Origin of the sequence: Streptomyces morookaense, assembly GCF_013030945.1 — a bacterium.
Taxonomy (GTDB): domain Bacteria; phylum Actinomycetota; class Actinomycetes; order Streptomycetales; family Streptomycetaceae; genus Streptomyces; species Streptomyces morookaensis.
Genome location: NZ_JABBXF010000077.1, coordinates 13651 through 29136 on the forward strand (window position 1 = coordinate 13651; position 15486 = coordinate 29136).

Below are 15486 nucleotides of genomic sequence, written 5' to 3' on the forward strand. Positions count from 1 at the left end.
TCCGAGCGAGCCGGGAAAGGATGCGATGCACCCCGAACCCACCACCATCGCCGTCTCCGGTGCGGAGTTCGGCTGGGGCAGCTCAGGGAAGCTGAACGCCGTCCTGTCCGCACTGCGCAACCGCTCCCGAACCCCCCTGCGATTCATCGGCCTGGCGTCCGGCCTCGGGCGCCCCCTGCTGGCCGATCAGCCCGTCGGCCCATGGCACGACCTGCCCGACACCGTCCCCGAACTCCGGGCCGGCGTACAGGAGATAACCCGCACCCAGCACGTTCAGGCCGCACTGGTGGTCCTGGACGGCCCCGTCGCCACGGCACTCGAAAACGCCGGCGTCCCCACCGTCTTCGTGGACAGCCTCCCGTTCATGTGGTCCGAGGGGGACCGCGACGCATTGCCGCTGAACGCCACCGTCTACTGCGCCCAGCAGTGCCTCGACCTTCCGCCCGAGTGCCGTGACGTCCTGGCCTCCGTCCCCACCCTGCGCTGGGTGGAGGCGGTCATCGACACTCCCCCGCCCGTCCCCCCGGGCAGGTCCGCTGCCGCACGGCCGTACCGTACGGCCCTGGTCAGCCTCGGGGGTCTGCGCTCCCCCTACCTCGCGGACTGGACGAGCTACCCGCGCGTCGTCGTCCCCGCCGCGCTCGCAGCCCTCGCCGCCCACGGGGTCGCACGAGCACACCTGGCAGGCAACCTCCCGGCCGCCCTGACCGACCGGCTCACCCACCATGCGCCCGCATCCTTGGAGTTGACGACCGGCGCCCTCTCCCCCAGTGCCTTCCTGTCCGAACTGGCCCACTGCGACGTCCTGCTCACCTCCCCCGGGCTCACCACCCTGCTGGAGGCCGGCAGATTGCAGGTCCCCACGGTCTGCCTGCCGCCGCAGAACCTCAGCCAGATCTTCAACGGCCGCTTCCATGCCCAGGCCGCCGGCGCCGACGTCCGCGCCACCTGGCCGGACGACGTCTTCAGCGAGGGCGAGGCGCTCACGCTGCGGGCCAAGGGCGAGGACCACGCCCTGGCACTGATCTACGACGGGATCGGCGCGGCGGCATCGGACGGCGGGCGGACCGCCGCCACCCTGCGCGACCGCATCCTCGACGCGCTGCAACGCTCCGCCGCGGTCACCGACTGGGGCGCCCTCACCACCGCCGTGGGCACCGGCGGCGCGGCCCAGGTGGCCGATGCGCTGCTGGAGATCCTGCCCGCCTGAACCGTCGCCCCCCACCGCCCGTGAACGGCCCGAAAGGTTCCGTTTCCATGTCCGGACGTCGCGAACGCCACCGCTATCTCTTCATCAGGATCCTGGAAGCCTGCAACGCCGACTGTTTCATGTGCGAGTTCGCGCTCTCGCGCGACACCTACCGGTTCTCCCCCCAGGACTTCGCCGAGCTCCTCCCCCGGGCCCTGGCCGCCGGCGTGGGGTACGTCCGGTTCACCGGCGGTGAGCCGCTGATGCACCGGGACGTCGTGGACCTGGTGCGCGCGGGCTCGGCCGCCGGCATGCGGATGTCCCTCATCACCAACGGAATGCTGCTGCCGAAGATGGCGCAGCCGCTTGCCGAGGCCGGCCTGGCCCAGGTGATCGTGAGCCTGGACGGTGCCTCGGGCGCGACCCACGACGTCTACCGCCGCTCCCCCGGCATGTTCGACAACGGACTGCGCGGACTGCGCTCCGCCGCCGGGCTCGGCATCCTGCCCAGGGTCAACACCGTGGTGGGCCCGCACAATTACGCCGAGATGCCTCGGTTGCAGAAGGTCCTCACCGACGCCGGGGTGCAGCAGTGGGAGCTGTCCGCCCTCAAACTCGACCGCTCCATCACCTACCCCGACCCCGCCGATGTGCGCCGGGTGTGCGACCCGGTCTACGACGCCGACCCCGCCCATCTGCTCGTCCCCCTGGGGAAGCGGTTCTACGGCGACACCCCCGAGGAGCAGCAGCAGTACTTCACCCGCTCGCTGACACCGCGCGCGTCCCGGCCGGTGTGCCATGTGGTGGACGATGTCATCTACGTGGACGGGAAGTTCGGGCGGATGTACGCCTGCAGCTGTCTGCCGCACCGGGAGGACGGGAGCGGACCGGGTGGTGCGCCCCTGCACGAGGGAGGTGCCGTCGCTCTCGACACCCCGGCGTTCCGGGCGCACGCCGGTTTCTTCCGCGAGCGCGGCCCCGAGGTGTGCAGCGGCTGTTCCACCACGGCGGCGGGGTACAGCGACGATGTCGCCCGGCTGGGGGCGGTGCCGGCATGGCACTACTGAACCCGGCGGGCCGCCGCATCGCGCTCGTCTCCCGGGACGAGGAGCTGGATTCACTGCTGGCCTGCCGTCGCATCGCCGCCCATCTCGACGAACTCACGCCGGTCCACGGGCTGTCCGAACCGCCGGACGTCGCGCTGGTCTGCGACGACGAGGCGGCCACGGAGGAACTGCTGGAGCGGGACGTGCCGGTGGTGCACCTGTCCTCCGCGCACCGGATCACCCCGCCGCCGTGCCCGGCCGGACGGGCCCTGCGCCGACTGCACCGGCCAGGCTGGCTGCCCGGACCGTGGCCCGAGCGCCATGGCATCCGGGCGACCGGTGCCCTCGCACCCGCCCGGCTGTCCAGGAAGCGGCAACGCAGCGGCACCCTGATGCTGTTGTCCCTGTGGGACGTTGCGGAGCATGAGGCCGAGGCGTTTGCAGCCGGTCCGCTACGGGCCCTGGTCCGGGCCGCGGTGCACCGCACCGGGCACTGCGAGGTGGTCTGCGACACGCGCCTCCCAGCGGCCCGCGCCGCACTCGACGGCATCGGGAGCGTACGGGCCACCCGCGCCGCCGACGTGGACGTGGACGCCCTGCACGCCGATGCCGAAGTCTTCCTGGCCGCACCGGTGTTGGGCACCCTGGCGCTCGCCCAGGCGCGGCGCGCACCGCTGGTGTTCCTGCCGCCGCTGGGGCCCGTACAGCGCGACCTGTGCGAGCGCGTGACCCGCACGGTCCCGGTGCCGGTGGTCACCGACCCCGGTGACCCGTCCGTATGGGCACCGCCCGCCGGCGACGGGCCGTGGAGAACGCTGGACCCCGCGCTGGACGACCTGCGGGGCGCCCAGCGCGTCGCCCGCAGCCTCCGCCAGCTCTCCCTCGCCCCGCTGTGACCGTTCGCCGACATCGCAAGCCACTGGAGCCGCCATGCCCGGCACACACGACGCGACCGCAGACCCCGCTTCCTTCCGGCCCCGCATCCCGGCCGAGCAGTGGAACGACTGGCGCTGGCACATGCGCAAACGCATCACCAGCGTCGACAGGGCCCGGCAGTGGATCCGCCTGAGCCCCGACGAGGAGAAGGCGATCGCCGGATCCGCCGGCAAGTACCGCTGGAGCATCACCCCTTACTACGCCTCCCTGATGGACCCCGACGATCCCGCCTGCCCCGTGCGTATGCAGGCCGTGCCCGCACTCGGCGAGCTGACGGAGTTCCCCGGTGCCGAGGTCGACCCGGTCGGCGACATGTACTACCGCAAGACCAACCGGATCGTGCACAAGTACCCGGACCGCGTCATCATGCTCATCACCGAGGCGTGCCCCGTCTACTGCCGGCATTGCACCCGCAAGTTCCACACGACCGATGTGAGCGGAACCTACTTCCGTGACAACGAGGGCGGTTCGTTCGAGGAGGACCTGCGCTACATCGCCGACCACCCCGAGATCCGGGACGTACTGCTGACCGGCGGGGACCCGCTGTCGTACCAGGACGGCAAGCTGGAGGAGATCGTCTCGGGGCTGCGCGCCATCCCCAGCGTGGAGATCATCCGCATCGGCAGCCGGTTCCCGGTGCTGCTGCCGCAGCGGATCACCGACGGGCTGTGCGAGATGCTCGACCGCTACCAACCGGTGTGGCTCAACACGCACTTCAACCACCCCAAGGAGATCACCGAGGAGTCCGCCGCCGCCGTGGACCGGCTGCTGCGGCACGGCATCCCGGTGGGCAACCAGACCGTGCTGCTGCGCGGGATCAACGACGACGTCGCCACGATGCGCACGCTCATGACGGAACTGCTGCGCATCCGGGTGCGGCCCTACTACCTCTACCACTGCGACAACGTCACCGGCGTCTCGCACTTCATGACCTCCGTCGAGAAGGGCTGGGAGATCATGGAGGGCCTGCAGGGCCACATCACCGGCTTCGGGGTGCCCCAGTACGTCCTGACCACCAAAATCGGCAAGATCCCCGTCGCCCGACCGTACTTCACCCGTACCCCAGGCGGCCTGCTGCTCCGCAACTACCGAGGCCAGGAGATGGCCGTGGGCGATGCGGTGCACCCGATCACGGAGCCCGATGCCCCATGAGTCTCGACAAACGGCTCGGACAGCGCTTCCTCCCCTACGGCGCCAACTACCTCGACTGGTCGGACATGCACGAGCTGCGCGAGGCCGTCGGCCACGGCGTGCTCTTCCGATACCAGACCGAGAGCGAGAGCATCGCCTCCCGGCTGGAGCGGCGTGTCTCCCAACGGCTGGGCGCTGCCCACGTGCTGGCGGTGCACAACTGCACCGAGGCCCTGCGCCTCGCCCTGATCTCCACCCGCCCGCGCACCGGTGCCCTCGTCCACATCCCGGCCGTCACCTTCGTGGCCGTCGCGGGCGCCGTCCTCTCCAGCGGCCTGGTCCCGGTGCTCGTGGACGTCGACGACTCGCTCTCCCTGGACGCGACGCTGCTGCCGCAGGACACCGAGCGGGTGATCGTGGCCCACATGGAGGGAACGGTCGCCCCGCTCCCCGAGGGGGTGCCCTACGTCGTCGAGGACTGCGCCCAGGCCCTCGGCGGCCGCTTCCCCGACGGCCGGCACGCCGGGACCGCGGGCTATGCGGGCACGTTCAGCTTCCACCACAACAAGGTGCTCACCTCCGGGGAGGGCGGCCTGATCGTCACCGGCGACCCGGACGCCTGGGCGACGATGCGCTGTTACCACGACCACGGCTCGGCCCGCGTGCCCGGCCGCTACCCGACATGGAACGCGGACGCCCACTACGGGGAGAACTTCGTCACCAGCGAGGGCGTGGCCGCCATCCAGTTCCAGCAGTTCCGCCACCTCGACGAGCTGCTCGCCGGACTGGAGCGCATGCACGCCCTCGCCATGGACGAACTCCCCGACCGCTCCGGGCTGGAGGTGCTGCCGCGCGCCCCCGGCGACGTCAAGATCAGTCTGCGGTTCCGGTGCGAGAGCCGGGAGCTGCGCGACACGGCCGTGGCCACCCTCACCGAGCGGGGGATCGCGAACTGGACGCTCGACAAGTACTTTCTGCCCGCACATCCGGTGCTCGCCGGGCGGCGTTCGCTGTATGCCGACGGCTTTCCCTGGAGCCTCGCTCCGGCCGGCCTGCCCCTCGCCCTCAGCCGCGACGGCTTCGCCCGTACCCGCGACCTGCTGGACCGGACGCTGTGCGTGCCGCTGTCGCCCGAACTGCCCGAGCAGGAACAGGTTCTCGCGGTCAAGGCCGTCCGCCAGGCCCTGGAGGCGGTATGAGCGAGGACGGGCCGGCGCTGCTGATGGTGGACGACCGCGCCTCCACCTTCACCCGCTATGCGGCCCGCGCCCTTGCCGGCCGACTGGTGCTGCTGCGGTTCGCGGAGCTCCGCCGCGACCTGTCCGACGACCATCTGCGGCACACCGCGCACCTGCCGGCGTTCTGGGTGCGCGAGGGCGTGCCGCTGGAGGAGGAGGCCCGCCGCTACACGGCGTGGGCGGAGGCCGCCCTGCCCGTGCCGCCCAGCCGCTTCTGCAACCCTTCGGAGCCACGGCAGGCCGTCGCCCAGCGCTTCGCCGCCCTGGCCGGCCTCCCGCACCTGACCGAGCAACAGGTCACCTGGGCACGGGACAAGGCCGCCATGAAGGACCTGTTCCGCGAACTGGGCCTGCGCACCGCCTCGTACGCACGGGTCGGCGCGGCGGCGGACGTGGAGCGGTTCGCCGCGGTGCACGGGTGGCCGCTGGTGCTCAAGCCCGTGGACTCCTTCGCCTGCGTCGACACCTTCCGTCTCACCGGCCCCTCCTCCCTCAGCGGCATCGACTTCGGGTCGCGTGACTGGATGGTGGAGGAACACCTCGGCGGGACGGAGTGGGAGGTGTGCGGGCTCGTCCACGACGGCGAGGTGCTCGACGCCTGGCCGAGCGCCATGCCGTGCCGGCCGCTGGACATCGTCGACGGTGCGATGAACGCCAACATCAGCGTCGGCACCGACGAGGCGCCGCCCGTGGACCTGCGCGCCCTCCTGCAGACCGTCGCCACCGGCATGCGTCTCGACCACGGCTATCTCCACATGGAGTTCTTCCTGGTCGACGGCCGCCTCCACGCCGGGGAGATCGGCGTGCGGCTCGCGGGCTGCGAGATCACCGCGAACCACGGACACGCCTACGGATTCGATGTGTTCGGCGCCACCCTGGACGTCTACCGCGGCCGCCGTCCTTCCCTCCGGTACGGTGAACGCCGCTGCGCGGGCGACCTGCTGCTGCCCCTTCCGGGGTCGGGCACCGTCCGCCGCATCACGCCCAGGGAGGAGCTGCTGCGCATCCCCGGAGTCGTCGACGCCGTGCTCAAGGTGGCCGTCGGCGACGCGGTCGCCGCACGCCGCGCCTCGCACAACGCGTCCGGGTACGTCCATGTGACCGGCACATCGATCGGCGAGGTGGAACAGTGCATGCGCAGCGTCCTCGACGCCTTCACGATCGACGTCGTCCCCGCCGCGGCACAGCGGACCGGCGCCGCCACGAACGGAGAACCGACGCAGTGACCAAGGGCCTGCCCAGCCGTTTCCTCGACCTGCTCACGCGCCGCCGGGTGGCGGGGCCCGCCTGGTGGAGCGTGGTCGCCCGGCTTCCGGTGTACCTGATGTCCCTGGCCATGGTGCTGGTCGTCCGTGAGCAGGGCGGCAGTTACGCCCAGGCCGGCTTCGTCGCCGCGCTCTACACCGTGGGCATGGCGCTGGGCAGCCCGCTCGTCGCCCGGCGCGTGGACCGCAGGGGCCGGCGTCCCGTGCTCGTCGTCACCGGCCTGGTCTACCCCTCGGCGCTCACCGCGCTGGTGTGGGCCACCCGGCCCGGCGACTGGGCGCAGCCGGTGACGGCCCTGGTCGCCGGGGCTGCTCTGCCGCCGGCCAATGCCTGCATGCGTTCGCTGTGGGCCCGCCTGCCGCTCAAGGAGGACGAGCGGGAAATCGCCTACCTGTGGGAGGCGTTGCTCACCGAGGTGCTGGTGATCGGCGCGCCGCTGATGCTGGCGGGTCTGATGCTCTCGGGCTCCGCCGGGATCGCCCTGACGACGGTGGCCGCGATCGGCGGCGCGGGCGCACTGGGAATCGCCTCCACCAGGCTGCCGGAGGGGACCGGGGAGACGGCCGACGAGCCGTCCCCGCGCAGTCTTCTGGGACCGCTCGGCTCACCGGCCATGCTCGCCCTCATGGCCATCATGGCGGTGTGCGCGGTGCCCATCGGCCTGATGACCCTGGCCATTCCGGCCTTCGTCGACGCGCACGGCAGCCGCGGCAGCACCGGTGTGGTGTACGCCTGTTGGGGTGTGGGCAGTGCGGTCGGGGCCCTGTGGCTGGGGCGGTCGCAGTCCGAGGTCGCGCCGCACCGGCGCTTTCCGCGTCTGGTCCTGGCCTTCGCCGTGGGCACGGCCCTGCCGCTCCTGGCCACGTCCCAGCCGACGCTGGGGGTGGCCCTGGCTGTGGGCAGTGCGCCCATCGCCCTGGTGTCGGCCAGCGAGATGACACTGGTCAGCACCGTCGCGGACAGCCGGCTGCTGACCGAGGCGTTCACCTGGGCGTCGCTGGCGACCGTCGTGGGCGACGCGGTGGGCCAGCAGGCCGGCGGGCTGCTGATCGAACCGGTGGGCCCGCACGGCGTGTTCGCGGTGGCGGCCGGCGTGGCGCTGGCCGGGGCCGCTCTCGCCTTCGCCTGCCGCGGGCTGCTGGGGCGACGGGCCGGCGTCCCGGCGGAGTGTGCGGTGTGAACGCGGCCCGCCCTCCGCCCTGTCCCTTTCCCTTCTCCTCTCCCCCTGTCAGGCCGGCGCACGCACACGAGGAAGACCACCCATGAACCGTCCCATCCCCGAACAACAGCATGAGCACGGCCCGTTCCGTCCGGTCACCCGCGAACGGTTCGCCGCTGCCGTGAAGGAGTTCCTGGGGGACCCCGGCCGCACACCCGTGCCCGTACCGGTCGAGGGCCGCGCCGACCTGGCGCGGAGCGCGGAACTGGCCGCGGGCCTCTACGCGGACAGGTGCTTCCCGGCTCCCCTGGACCTCGGTGTCGTGCTGGGTGCCGACGAACTGCTCGACGGCATCGCGGAGTTGTGCCGCCCGCTCGCCCTCCGGTGGTGCGGGGAGCAGGAACTGGCCGATGCCGCCGGATTCGCCGCGCGGCATACCGGCTCGCTCCTGGTCGTCGGCTGCTACGACCGGATCACCCTCGCCCCGGTCCGGGACCTGCTGCTGGCCACGTACCGCGGCACGGAACGTGCCCTGACTCTGCTCAGCGGACGGGACGACGCCTCCCTCGCCTGGAACGCGGCCAAGCAGTACGCGCGTCCGGCCCCCGGTGTCGACGCACTGGGCCTGTTCACCGACACGGACCGGCCGCCGCACCCGACCGGGGTGCGGGTGTACGACGACCGGGACTTCGAACGCACCGACATCCAGGCCGAGATCCTCGGCACCCGCTGGCGCCGGGTGGTCTTCCAGGGGCACGGCAAGGACGACAGCGTCAACCTCGGCGAGTTCACCGTCTGCGGCCTCAACCCGGCCGCCCCCGCCGCACCCGGGCTGCTCGGCCCCCGCTGCGCCTACGGGCTGCCGTGCTACAAGCCCGAGGACAAGCTGGTCCCCCTGAACCGGGTGGAGGCCGTGGAGGTGGTGCTCAGCGCCTGCAACAGCGGCCCGCTCGCCGACCTCGCGCTCTACGACCCCAAGTACCAGCTGCTGCTCAACGCCCTCGACGGGCCCGCCCGCACGGTGGTCTCCGCCGTGTCCGTCCACGACTCCGACCGGCCCGAGAACGTCGCGTGGATGCACGCCGCCACCACCGGCGCGGACTCCGTCGACACCCTCAACGCCAGTCTCGCCGGCTCGCACCCGTACCCGGCGTTCATGCGCTTCGGCATGCCGGACGCGCCCGGCCGGACACCCGCCGCGCCCGCGCCCTCCGACCACCGCCCCGACCCGCTGCTGCTCACCACGGGCCACCGGCTCACCGCGCTGCTCGCCTCCGAACTGCTGCCGCACAACCACGCGTTGCGCCCCCGGCTGGCGAAGCTGGCGCGGAAGACGGACCTGTGGGTGGCCCGCCCCACCCACCTCGCCGACCAGTCGCCCGAGGAGATCCGCTCCTCTCTCGCAGGGGACCTGCAGTCCCTCGACCACGCCATCGCCGAGCAGATCACGGCGAACCCCGAGAACGAGATCATGAACTACCCCGCCCACTTCGGCGACCGCAGCTCCCTCGACCCGCACGTGCGCGAGGTGACCTGCCACTGCGGCCGCCCGGCCCAGGAGTTCACCCGGCGCGGACTGCTGCCGCACGTCCTGGACACCGTCTGCGTGGTGTGCATGCGCTGCGGCGACGTCACCTTCCGCGTTCCCGGCGCGCCGTCGCTGTGGGCGTACGCGGCCGACGAGGCCGAGCAGGGCGGCGTGCTGGAGGTGCGCGCCGCGCTGACGGCCGCGCGTCCCGGGCCCGTGCGGCTCGGCCTGTTCGTCCCGACCTACCTGCGCGAGGACACCACGGTCGAGCCCGCCACGGTGAAGGTCCGCGGCTCCGCCGACGGGCCCCGGGACGTCACCTTCCGGGTGCGTTTCGCACCCGGCACCGCGCCACAGGCCTACTACTTCACGGTCTTCGCCGTGCAGGACCTCGCCGTCTCGACGGCCCGGCGCCACTTCGGCGTCGTACCGCGCACCTGAGACGGCCCCGGCACCACCCTCGGACCCACCCATCACCGGACGGACGAAGGACGGCTGTCATGGAGAACCCGGCCACACCCGAGATCCACCTCGTCGAGCAGGACGGCGAGGTGACCCTGAGCATCGGCGGCGAGCAGGCCATGCAGGCCTGGGAGCGCGACCTGATGTGGGCGAGTGCGGACCTGCTGTGCGAGTACGGTCACGACTTCTACGAAGTGGGCCTGGGCCTCGGCCTGTCCGCGCTGCGCATCGCCGGGAACCCGGCCACCCGCAGCCATACGGTCCTGGAGCTCTTCGACGAGGTGGAGGACCTCTTCCGCGAGCAGCACCCCGAGCTGCCCGACAATCTCGCCATCGAGCGCGGCGACTTCTTCACCCGCGTCTTCGAACTGCCCTCGGAGAGCATCGACGGGATGTTCTTCGACCCGGCCCTGGAGATGGACGTCTGGACGGACAAGGAGCTCTGGGCGAAGACCATGCCCGAGGTGGTGCGCATCCTGCGGCCCGGCGGGGTCTTCATCCCCTTCTTCAGCACCAAGCCGGAACTGCGCTGGCAGTACCTGCCGCACTTCCGCCGCATCCGGGTCGAGCGGCACCCGTACACGGCCTACGACACCACGACGTACACGCACGGCACGACCGGCGACGCGTACATCCAGTGCTTCCTCAAGGACTGACCCAAGGACTGACCTGACTGACCGGCCTCATGCCGCACGGAGGTATCAGCATGGCCCCCGACATCCGCTCGATCTTTCTCGCCGGCCCCTTCCTGCAACTCCTGGACCCCGCCACCGGGGAGATGCCCGCCACGGCGCGGGCCCCCTTCGACATCCTCATCAAGCACTTCGAGGCACAGGGCCTCTCCGTGCACAACGCACACCGCCGCGAGGCGTGGGGCGCGGAGCTGATGCGGCCCGAGGAGTGCACCCGGCTCGACCAGGAGGAGATCCTCAAGGCCGACGCCATGGTCGCGATCCCGGGCTCCCCGGCCTCGCCCGGCACCCATATCGAACTGGGCTGGGCCAGCGCCTTCGACAAACCCATCGTGCTGCTGCTGGAGCGGGGGCGGGACTACACCTTCCTCGTCCAGGGGCTGCACACGGTGGCCGCGGTGGAGTCCGTCGTCTGCACGGACATCGCCGCCGCCCTGCCGGCGGTCGACGCGGCGCTGCGCCGGGCGGTGGCCCGGGCCTGCTCCTCTCCTTCTTCCGCTTCTTCTGCTTCTACCGCTTCTTCCGCGGTGGTGCGGCCGGCGAGCCGTCCGTAACGCCGGCGGGCGGCCTGCGGGGTGCCCGGCCCGGGACCGAAGGCGATCCCCTGCCGGGTCGGAGCATCCCGCAGCCGCGTGCCATCCACGGCCCGGGACCTTCCGCTGTGCACCCAGGCCCTCACCGAATGTTAGGGAAACGTTCGAATAGTGGGCGTTCACGTCATACGCGCAGCCTGTCCCCGCAGACTCGAGGAGCTCACTGTACGTCTCACGTAATGAACAGGTGCGACCATGAGTCGGACGATCACCCGGTCCCCCGAGGACTCCCCGCCCACGACGGAGCCTGCCACGCCCGTGCTGTCGCACGGCCTCAAGCAGCGCCATCTCTCGATGATCGCGCTCGGCGGGGTCATCGGCGCGGGGCTCTTCGTGGGCTCGGGCGTCGGCATCGCCGCCGCGGGACCGGCCATCGTCCTGCTCTTCGCGGGCACCGGCGCGCTCGTCATGCTGATCATGCGGATGCTCGGCGAGATGTCCGCGGCCCGCCCCTCGACCGGATCGTTCTCCGTCCACGCCGAGGAGGAGCTCGGCACCTGGGCCGGGACCACCTCCGGCTGGATGTACTGGCTGATGCTGTGCGCCGGCGTGGCCGCCGAGGCCACCGCGGCGGGCGCCATCATGCACAACTGGGTGCCGTTCGTCCCCGCCTACGGCTGGGTGGCGGTCTTCATGGTGTTCTTCTGCGCCAGCAACCTGACCGCGGTCAAGAACTTCGGCGAGTTCGAGTTCTGGTTCTCCGCCGTCAAGATCACCGCGATTGTCGCCTTCCTCGTCCTGGGCCTGCTCGGCATCCTCGGGGTCTTCGGCAGCTCCCCCGGCACCGGCAACCTCACCGGCCACGGCGGTTTCTTCCCCGCCGGAGCCGCCGGGCTCGCGGCCGGACTGCTCACCACCGTCTCCGGGTTCGCCGGCCTGGAGACCGTCACCATCGCGGCGGCGGAGTCCGACAACCCCAGCCGCAACGTGGCGCGCGCGGTGCGCACCGCCGTCTGGCGCATCGCCGTCTTCTACATCGGCTCGATGGCCGTCGTCGTCACGCTCGTGCCGTGGAACGACCCGCGTGTCGCCGCCAATGGTCCCTACGTCACCGTGCTCGACACCCTCGGCATCCCCGCCGCCGGCACGATCATGCAGGTCGTGGTGCTCGTGGCCCTGCTCTCCGCGATGAACGCCAACATCTACGGCTCCTCGCGCATGGCCTACTCGCTGGTCAGCCGGGGCCAGGGCCCGCGCTTCCTGGCCAAGGTCAGCCGGGGCGTGCCGATGGCCGCGGTGCTGGCGTCCTGCGTGTTCGGCTTCGCGGCCGTGGTCGCCGGGATCATCTGGCCGACGACCGTCTTCGCCTGGCTGCTGAACATCGCCGGCTGCGCGGTCCTGGTCGTCTGGTCGATCGTCTGCCTCACGCAGCTGCGCATGCGCCGCCGCCTGGAGCGCGAGGCGCCCGGGCTGCTGTCGGTGCGGATGTGGGGCTTCCCGTATCTCACCTGGCTGGCGTTCGCCGCCATCATCGGCGTCTTCGCCGTCATGGCCTGCAGCGGGGACGGACTCAAGCAGCTCGCCGGCACGGCGATCGTGGTCGCGGCGCTGGCCGCCGCGGGCCACCTGAAGCAGCGCCGTTCCTGAGGCCTTGCGCCCGTAAGGGGCGCTGGGGGCACCCCCCAGCGCCCCTTACGGGACGCCGTGCTCGCGCCACCACGCCACCGTGGCCCGGATCTGCTCATCGAGCGGGGTGGCGTGCACCGCGAACGCGGACTCGTAGGCGGAGGAGTCCACCACGAACGGCCGGTCGAACTGGTAGCGGATCTCGCGCAGTTCACGGATGAGGGGCGAGAAGAGCGACGCCGCGCCCAGCACCGCCGGCGGCGTCCTCCGCACCGCGACCGGGCCCGTTCCCGCCTCGGCGGCCAGCCGGCCGACCATCTGCCGGGCCGACTGCGCGGGAGCCGTCGGCACATGCCAGGCCCGCCCCCAGGCCTGCTCCGCCCCGGCGGCCTCGACCAGGGCCGCGGCCACGTCGGGCAGATACGTCCAGCTGTGCGGCGCATCCGGGTCGCCGAGCACCGAGACGGACCTGCCCCGCAGCAGGCGGGGCACGACCCGCGAGGCCAGGTGGCCCCCGTCGGTGACACCGGGCCCGAAGAAGTCCGACGCACGCACCTCGACCGCCCTGATGCGGCCCTCCTCGTGCAGCGTGCGCACCTGCTCCCATACGGCGGCCCGCGCCCGCCCCTTGGGGCCGGTCGCCGCGAGCGGCAGGTCCTCGGTCATGGGACGGTCCACCGGGCCGTAGCCGTAGAGGTTGCCCAGCACGACCAGGACGGCCCCGGTCGCCTCGGCCGCCGCGCCCATCGACGCGGCCAGTTGCGGCCATTGCGCCGCCCAGCGGTGGTAGGGCGGCGCGGCGCAGCCGTGGATCGCGACCGCGCCCCGGGCGATCCCGGTCAGTCGCGCGGAGTCGGCGGCGTCCGCCGCGACGTGCTCGATGCCGGGCTCGGGACGGCGGCCGGACCTGGTGACGACGCGCACGGAGTGCCCTTGCCCGGCCAGCAGCCGCGCGGTGGCCGCACCGGCGGGCCCGTATCCGATTACCACATGAATGCTCACGCCCGCACCCTAGCGTGAGGGACCGTCACCCTTTGAGGCGGACCAGGACGGCGATCCTGCCCGGTTGTGCACCGGCGCATTTCCCTGCGGCCCGTTTTCCGGTTCGTGCGGACATCGCCCGGGGAATTATCCGGACATCCCCCGGCATCCACGTACCGCGGAATGGTGCCGACATCATAATTCCCGGTCATCGGCACAGCAGGAGAACGGGATGTCCTCGCCCCACCGCACCCACGGCCGCCCCGGTCAGCGTCCCAACAGAAGGCTCCGTGCCCTGCTGGCGGAGGCCCGGTGGACGCAGGGCGCGCTCGCCCGTGCCGTCAACGCGGCTGCTGCCGAGGTGGGTCTGAGTCTGGGCTACGACCGTACGTCCGTGGCGCACTGGCTCAGCGGCACCCGGCCCAGGGCGCCGGTGCCGGAGCTGGTGGCGGAGGTGCTCACGCGGCGCCTGCAGCGCACCGTCTCCCCGGATGCCGCCGGGTTCACCGCGGCGTCCGGACCGCGGGCGAAACGTTCCCCCGAGGCCGAACTCGTGGCCCTCGCCGGCACCGAGACCGACCCCGCCCGCACGATCACGGCACAGCAGCAGCCCTACCGCGAGGCACTGCTCCGCACCGCCCGCCTGGACATCCCGGTGCCCCGGAATACCGGGCCCCGGCACGGCGGTTCTCCCGCCGAGGCGGAGACCCGCATACTGCAGTATGCCGAGCGCTTCTACGCCGCATCGCTCGACGCCCACGGCGGCCGCAGCGCCCGCTCCTCCCTCGCGGCCTACCTCACCCAGGACGTCACCCACTGGCTCCGTTCCGCACGGACGGAACACGCGCGCAGGGCGCTCCTGGTGGAGGCCTCCCGGCTGACGTTCCTGCTGGCCAGGATGTACGAGGACGCCAGGGTGCACGGGCTCGCGCAACGATGTTTCGTCACCTCCCAGCGGCTCGCCGCCGAGTCCGGCGACCGGCTGGCCTGGGCGATCGGCCTGCGCGGGCTCAGTGCGCAGGGGCTGGCGCTCGGACATCACCAGGCCGCCCTGCACGCCGCCGAGGCCGCGGCGGAGGCGGGGCAGCGGGCGGACGGCGGCGGGCCGGGGGCGTATCTCTTCTCCCAACTCGCCGCGGCCCAGGCCGCCTGCGGCCTCCGGCGCCAGGCCCTGCGCTCCCTCGGCCATGCGGAGCGCTGCCTGGAATCGGCCGCGGAACAGGGCCACGAGCACGGGCCGTTCACCACGTACCCGCCTGCCGCACTGGACTTCCAGCGCGCCAGGGTCCTGGGCTTCCTGGGGGATTTCTCCGCCGCGTGCGAGGCGCTGACCCGGTCCCTGGCCCTGCGTCCCGCGACGGACCGGCGGGGACTGGCGCTCAGCCATGCGCAGCGGGCGGAAATCCTGCTCCGCAACGGGCATGTGGAAGAGGCCTGTATCTCGTGGCACTCCTTTCTGGAGCATTACCGGTACTTGCGTTCCGGTACAGCCGACACCGCCGCATTCCGGCTGCGCCGTCTGCTGACTCCTTATCGCCGGATCCCGGCCGCCGCACAGGTTCTCGCACGGGCCGCGGCAGAACGGGCCGGACGATACCGGCGCTTACCGGCACGCGCACGACGGCTTTCACTCCGTTCAACACTTCCGCTGCCGGTCGCACAACTCCCGGCGCGTCCGACATCGTTGAATTGAGCAAGG

The 15486-nt window shown here is 72.1% G+C and carries 13 protein-coding genes; 12 read left to right on the top strand and 1 reads right to left on the bottom strand.

Features of this window, described 5'->3' with window-relative positions; genetic code table 11:
* Nucleotides 1-25 precede the first annotated feature (25 nt).
* The 11 genes from HG542_RS27225 to HG542_RS27275 all read left to right on the top strand — a co-directional run bounded on the left by HG542_RS27225 (nucleotide 26) and on the right by HG542_RS27275 (nucleotide 12827).
* The gene (locus HG542_RS27225) at nucleotides 26-1210 is read left to right on the top strand and encodes a hydroxymethylcytosylglucuronate/cytosylglucuronate synthase (RefSeq protein WP_171085944.1); all 1185 of its coding nucleotides are present in this window, start codon (nucleotides 26-28) and stop codon (nucleotides 1208-1210) included.
* Nucleotides 1211-1257: 47 nt separating this feature from the next.
* On the top strand, nucleotides 1258-2256 hold the full coding sequence (gene blsE / locus HG542_RS27230) for a cytosylglucuronate decarboxylase (protein WP_171085946.1): 999 nt from the start codon (nucleotides 1258-1260) through the stop codon (nucleotides 2254-2256).
* Nucleotides 2244-3131, top strand: coding sequence for a CGA synthase-related protein (gene blsF, locus HG542_RS27235; RefSeq protein ID WP_171085948.1), 888 nt, complete (start codon nucleotides 2244-2246; stop codon nucleotides 3129-3131). Before blsE ends, blsF begins: the two co-directional genes overlap by 13 nt.
* Before the next feature lie 34 nt (nucleotides 3132-3165).
* On the top strand, nucleotides 3166-4323 hold the full coding sequence (gene blsG / locus HG542_RS27240; RefSeq protein ID WP_171085950.1) for an arginine 2,3-aminomutase: 1158 nt from the start codon (nucleotides 3166-3168) through the stop codon (nucleotides 4321-4323).
* The gene (locus HG542_RS27245; RefSeq protein ID WP_171085952.1) at nucleotides 4320-5501 is read left to right on the top strand and encodes a DegT/DnrJ/EryC1/StrS family aminotransferase; all 1182 of its coding nucleotides are present in this window, start codon (nucleotides 4320-4322) and stop codon (nucleotides 5499-5501) included. The genes blsG and HG542_RS27245 overlap by 4 nt, the downstream gene beginning before the upstream one ends.
* Nucleotides 5498-6766: an ATP-grasp domain-containing protein gene (locus tag HG542_RS35700; RefSeq protein ID WP_171085954.1), complete on the top strand. Its 1269-nt coding sequence runs from the start codon at nucleotides 5498-5500 to the stop codon at nucleotides 6764-6766. The genes HG542_RS27245 and HG542_RS35700 overlap by 4 nt, the downstream gene beginning before the upstream one ends.
* Nucleotides 6763-7986: an MFS transporter gene (locus tag HG542_RS27255; RefSeq protein ID WP_171085956.1), complete on the top strand. Its 1224-nt coding sequence runs from the start codon at nucleotides 6763-6765 to the stop codon at nucleotides 7984-7986. The genes HG542_RS35700 and HG542_RS27255 overlap by 4 nt, the downstream gene beginning before the upstream one ends.
* An 82-nt stretch (nucleotides 7987-8068) precedes the next feature.
* A complete protein-coding gene (locus tag HG542_RS27260) occupies nucleotides 8069-9934 on the top strand; it encodes a hypothetical protein (protein WP_171085958.1) in 1866 nt (621 codons plus the stop codon).
* Between the two features lie 59 nt (nucleotides 9935-9993).
* A complete protein-coding gene (locus HG542_RS27265; protein ID WP_171085961.1) occupies nucleotides 9994-10611 on the top strand; it encodes a class I SAM-dependent methyltransferase in 618 nt (205 codons plus the stop codon).
* A gap of 50 nt (nucleotides 10612-10661) precedes the next feature.
* Entirely contained in the window at nucleotides 10662-11201 is a 540-nt protein-coding gene (locus HG542_RS27270) for a TIR domain-containing protein (protein ID WP_227722370.1), read from the top strand.
* A 234-nt stretch (nucleotides 11202-11435) separates the two neighbouring features.
* Nucleotides 11436-12827: an amino acid permease gene (locus HG542_RS27275; RefSeq protein WP_171085963.1), complete on the top strand. Its 1392-nt coding sequence runs from the start codon at nucleotides 11436-11438 to the stop codon at nucleotides 12825-12827.
* A gap of 45 nt (nucleotides 12828-12872) precedes the next feature.
* Here the strand turns inward: HG542_RS27275 and HG542_RS27280 are convergent, their stop codons facing one another.
* The gene (locus tag HG542_RS27280) at nucleotides 12873-13808 is read right to left on the bottom strand and encodes an NAD-dependent epimerase/dehydratase family protein (RefSeq protein WP_171085965.1); all 936 of its coding nucleotides are present in this window, start codon (nucleotides 13806-13808) and stop codon (nucleotides 12873-12875) included.
* Between the two features lie 211 nt (nucleotides 13809-14019).
* On the opposite strand from HG542_RS27280, the gene HG542_RS27285 reads away from it, so the two are divergent.
* Nucleotides 14020-15480, top strand: coding sequence for an NsdA family TPR-like regulatory protein (locus HG542_RS27285; protein ID WP_171085967.1), 1461 nt, complete (start codon nucleotides 14020-14022; stop codon nucleotides 15478-15480).
* The last annotated feature ends 6 nt before the right edge of the window (nucleotides 15481-15486 follow it).

Excerpts from the sequence above, each read along its gene's own strand:
- HG542_RS27225 (WP_171085944.1), top strand. The coding sequence starts at position 26 with ATGCACCCCGAACCCACCACCATCGCCGTCTCCGGTGCGGAGTTCGGC.
- blsE (WP_171085946.1), top strand. The coding sequence starts at position 1,258 with ATGTCCGGACGTCGCGAACGCCACCGCTATCTCTTCATCAGGATCCTG.
- blsF (WP_171085948.1), top strand. The coding sequence starts at position 2,244 with ATGGCACTACTGAACCCGGCGGGCCGCCGCATCGCGCTCGTCTCCCGG.
- blsG (WP_171085950.1), top strand. The coding sequence starts at position 3,166 with ATGCCCGGCACACACGACGCGACCGCAGACCCCGCTTCCTTCCGGCCC.
- HG542_RS27245 (WP_171085952.1), top strand. The coding sequence starts at position 4,320 with ATGAGTCTCGACAAACGGCTCGGACAGCGCTTCCTCCCCTACGGCGCC.
- HG542_RS35700 (WP_171085954.1), top strand. The coding sequence starts at position 5,498 with ATGAGCGAGGACGGGCCGGCGCTGCTGATGGTGGACGACCGCGCCTCC.
- HG542_RS27260 (WP_171085958.1), top strand. The coding sequence starts at position 8,069 with ATGAACCGTCCCATCCCCGAACAACAGCATGAGCACGGCCCGTTCCGT.
- HG542_RS27265 (WP_171085961.1), top strand. The coding sequence starts at position 9,994 with ATGGAGAACCCGGCCACACCCGAGATCCACCTCGTCGAGCAGGACGGC.
- HG542_RS27270 (WP_227722370.1), top strand. The coding sequence starts at position 10,662 with ATGGCCCCCGACATCCGCTCGATCTTTCTCGCCGGCCCCTTCCTGCAA.
- HG542_RS27275 (WP_171085963.1), top strand. The coding sequence starts at position 11,436 with ATGAGTCGGACGATCACCCGGTCCCCCGAGGACTCCCCGCCCACGACG.
- HG542_RS27285 (WP_171085967.1), top strand. The coding sequence starts at position 14,020 with ATGTCCTCGCCCCACCGCACCCACGGCCGCCCCGGTCAGCGTCCCAAC.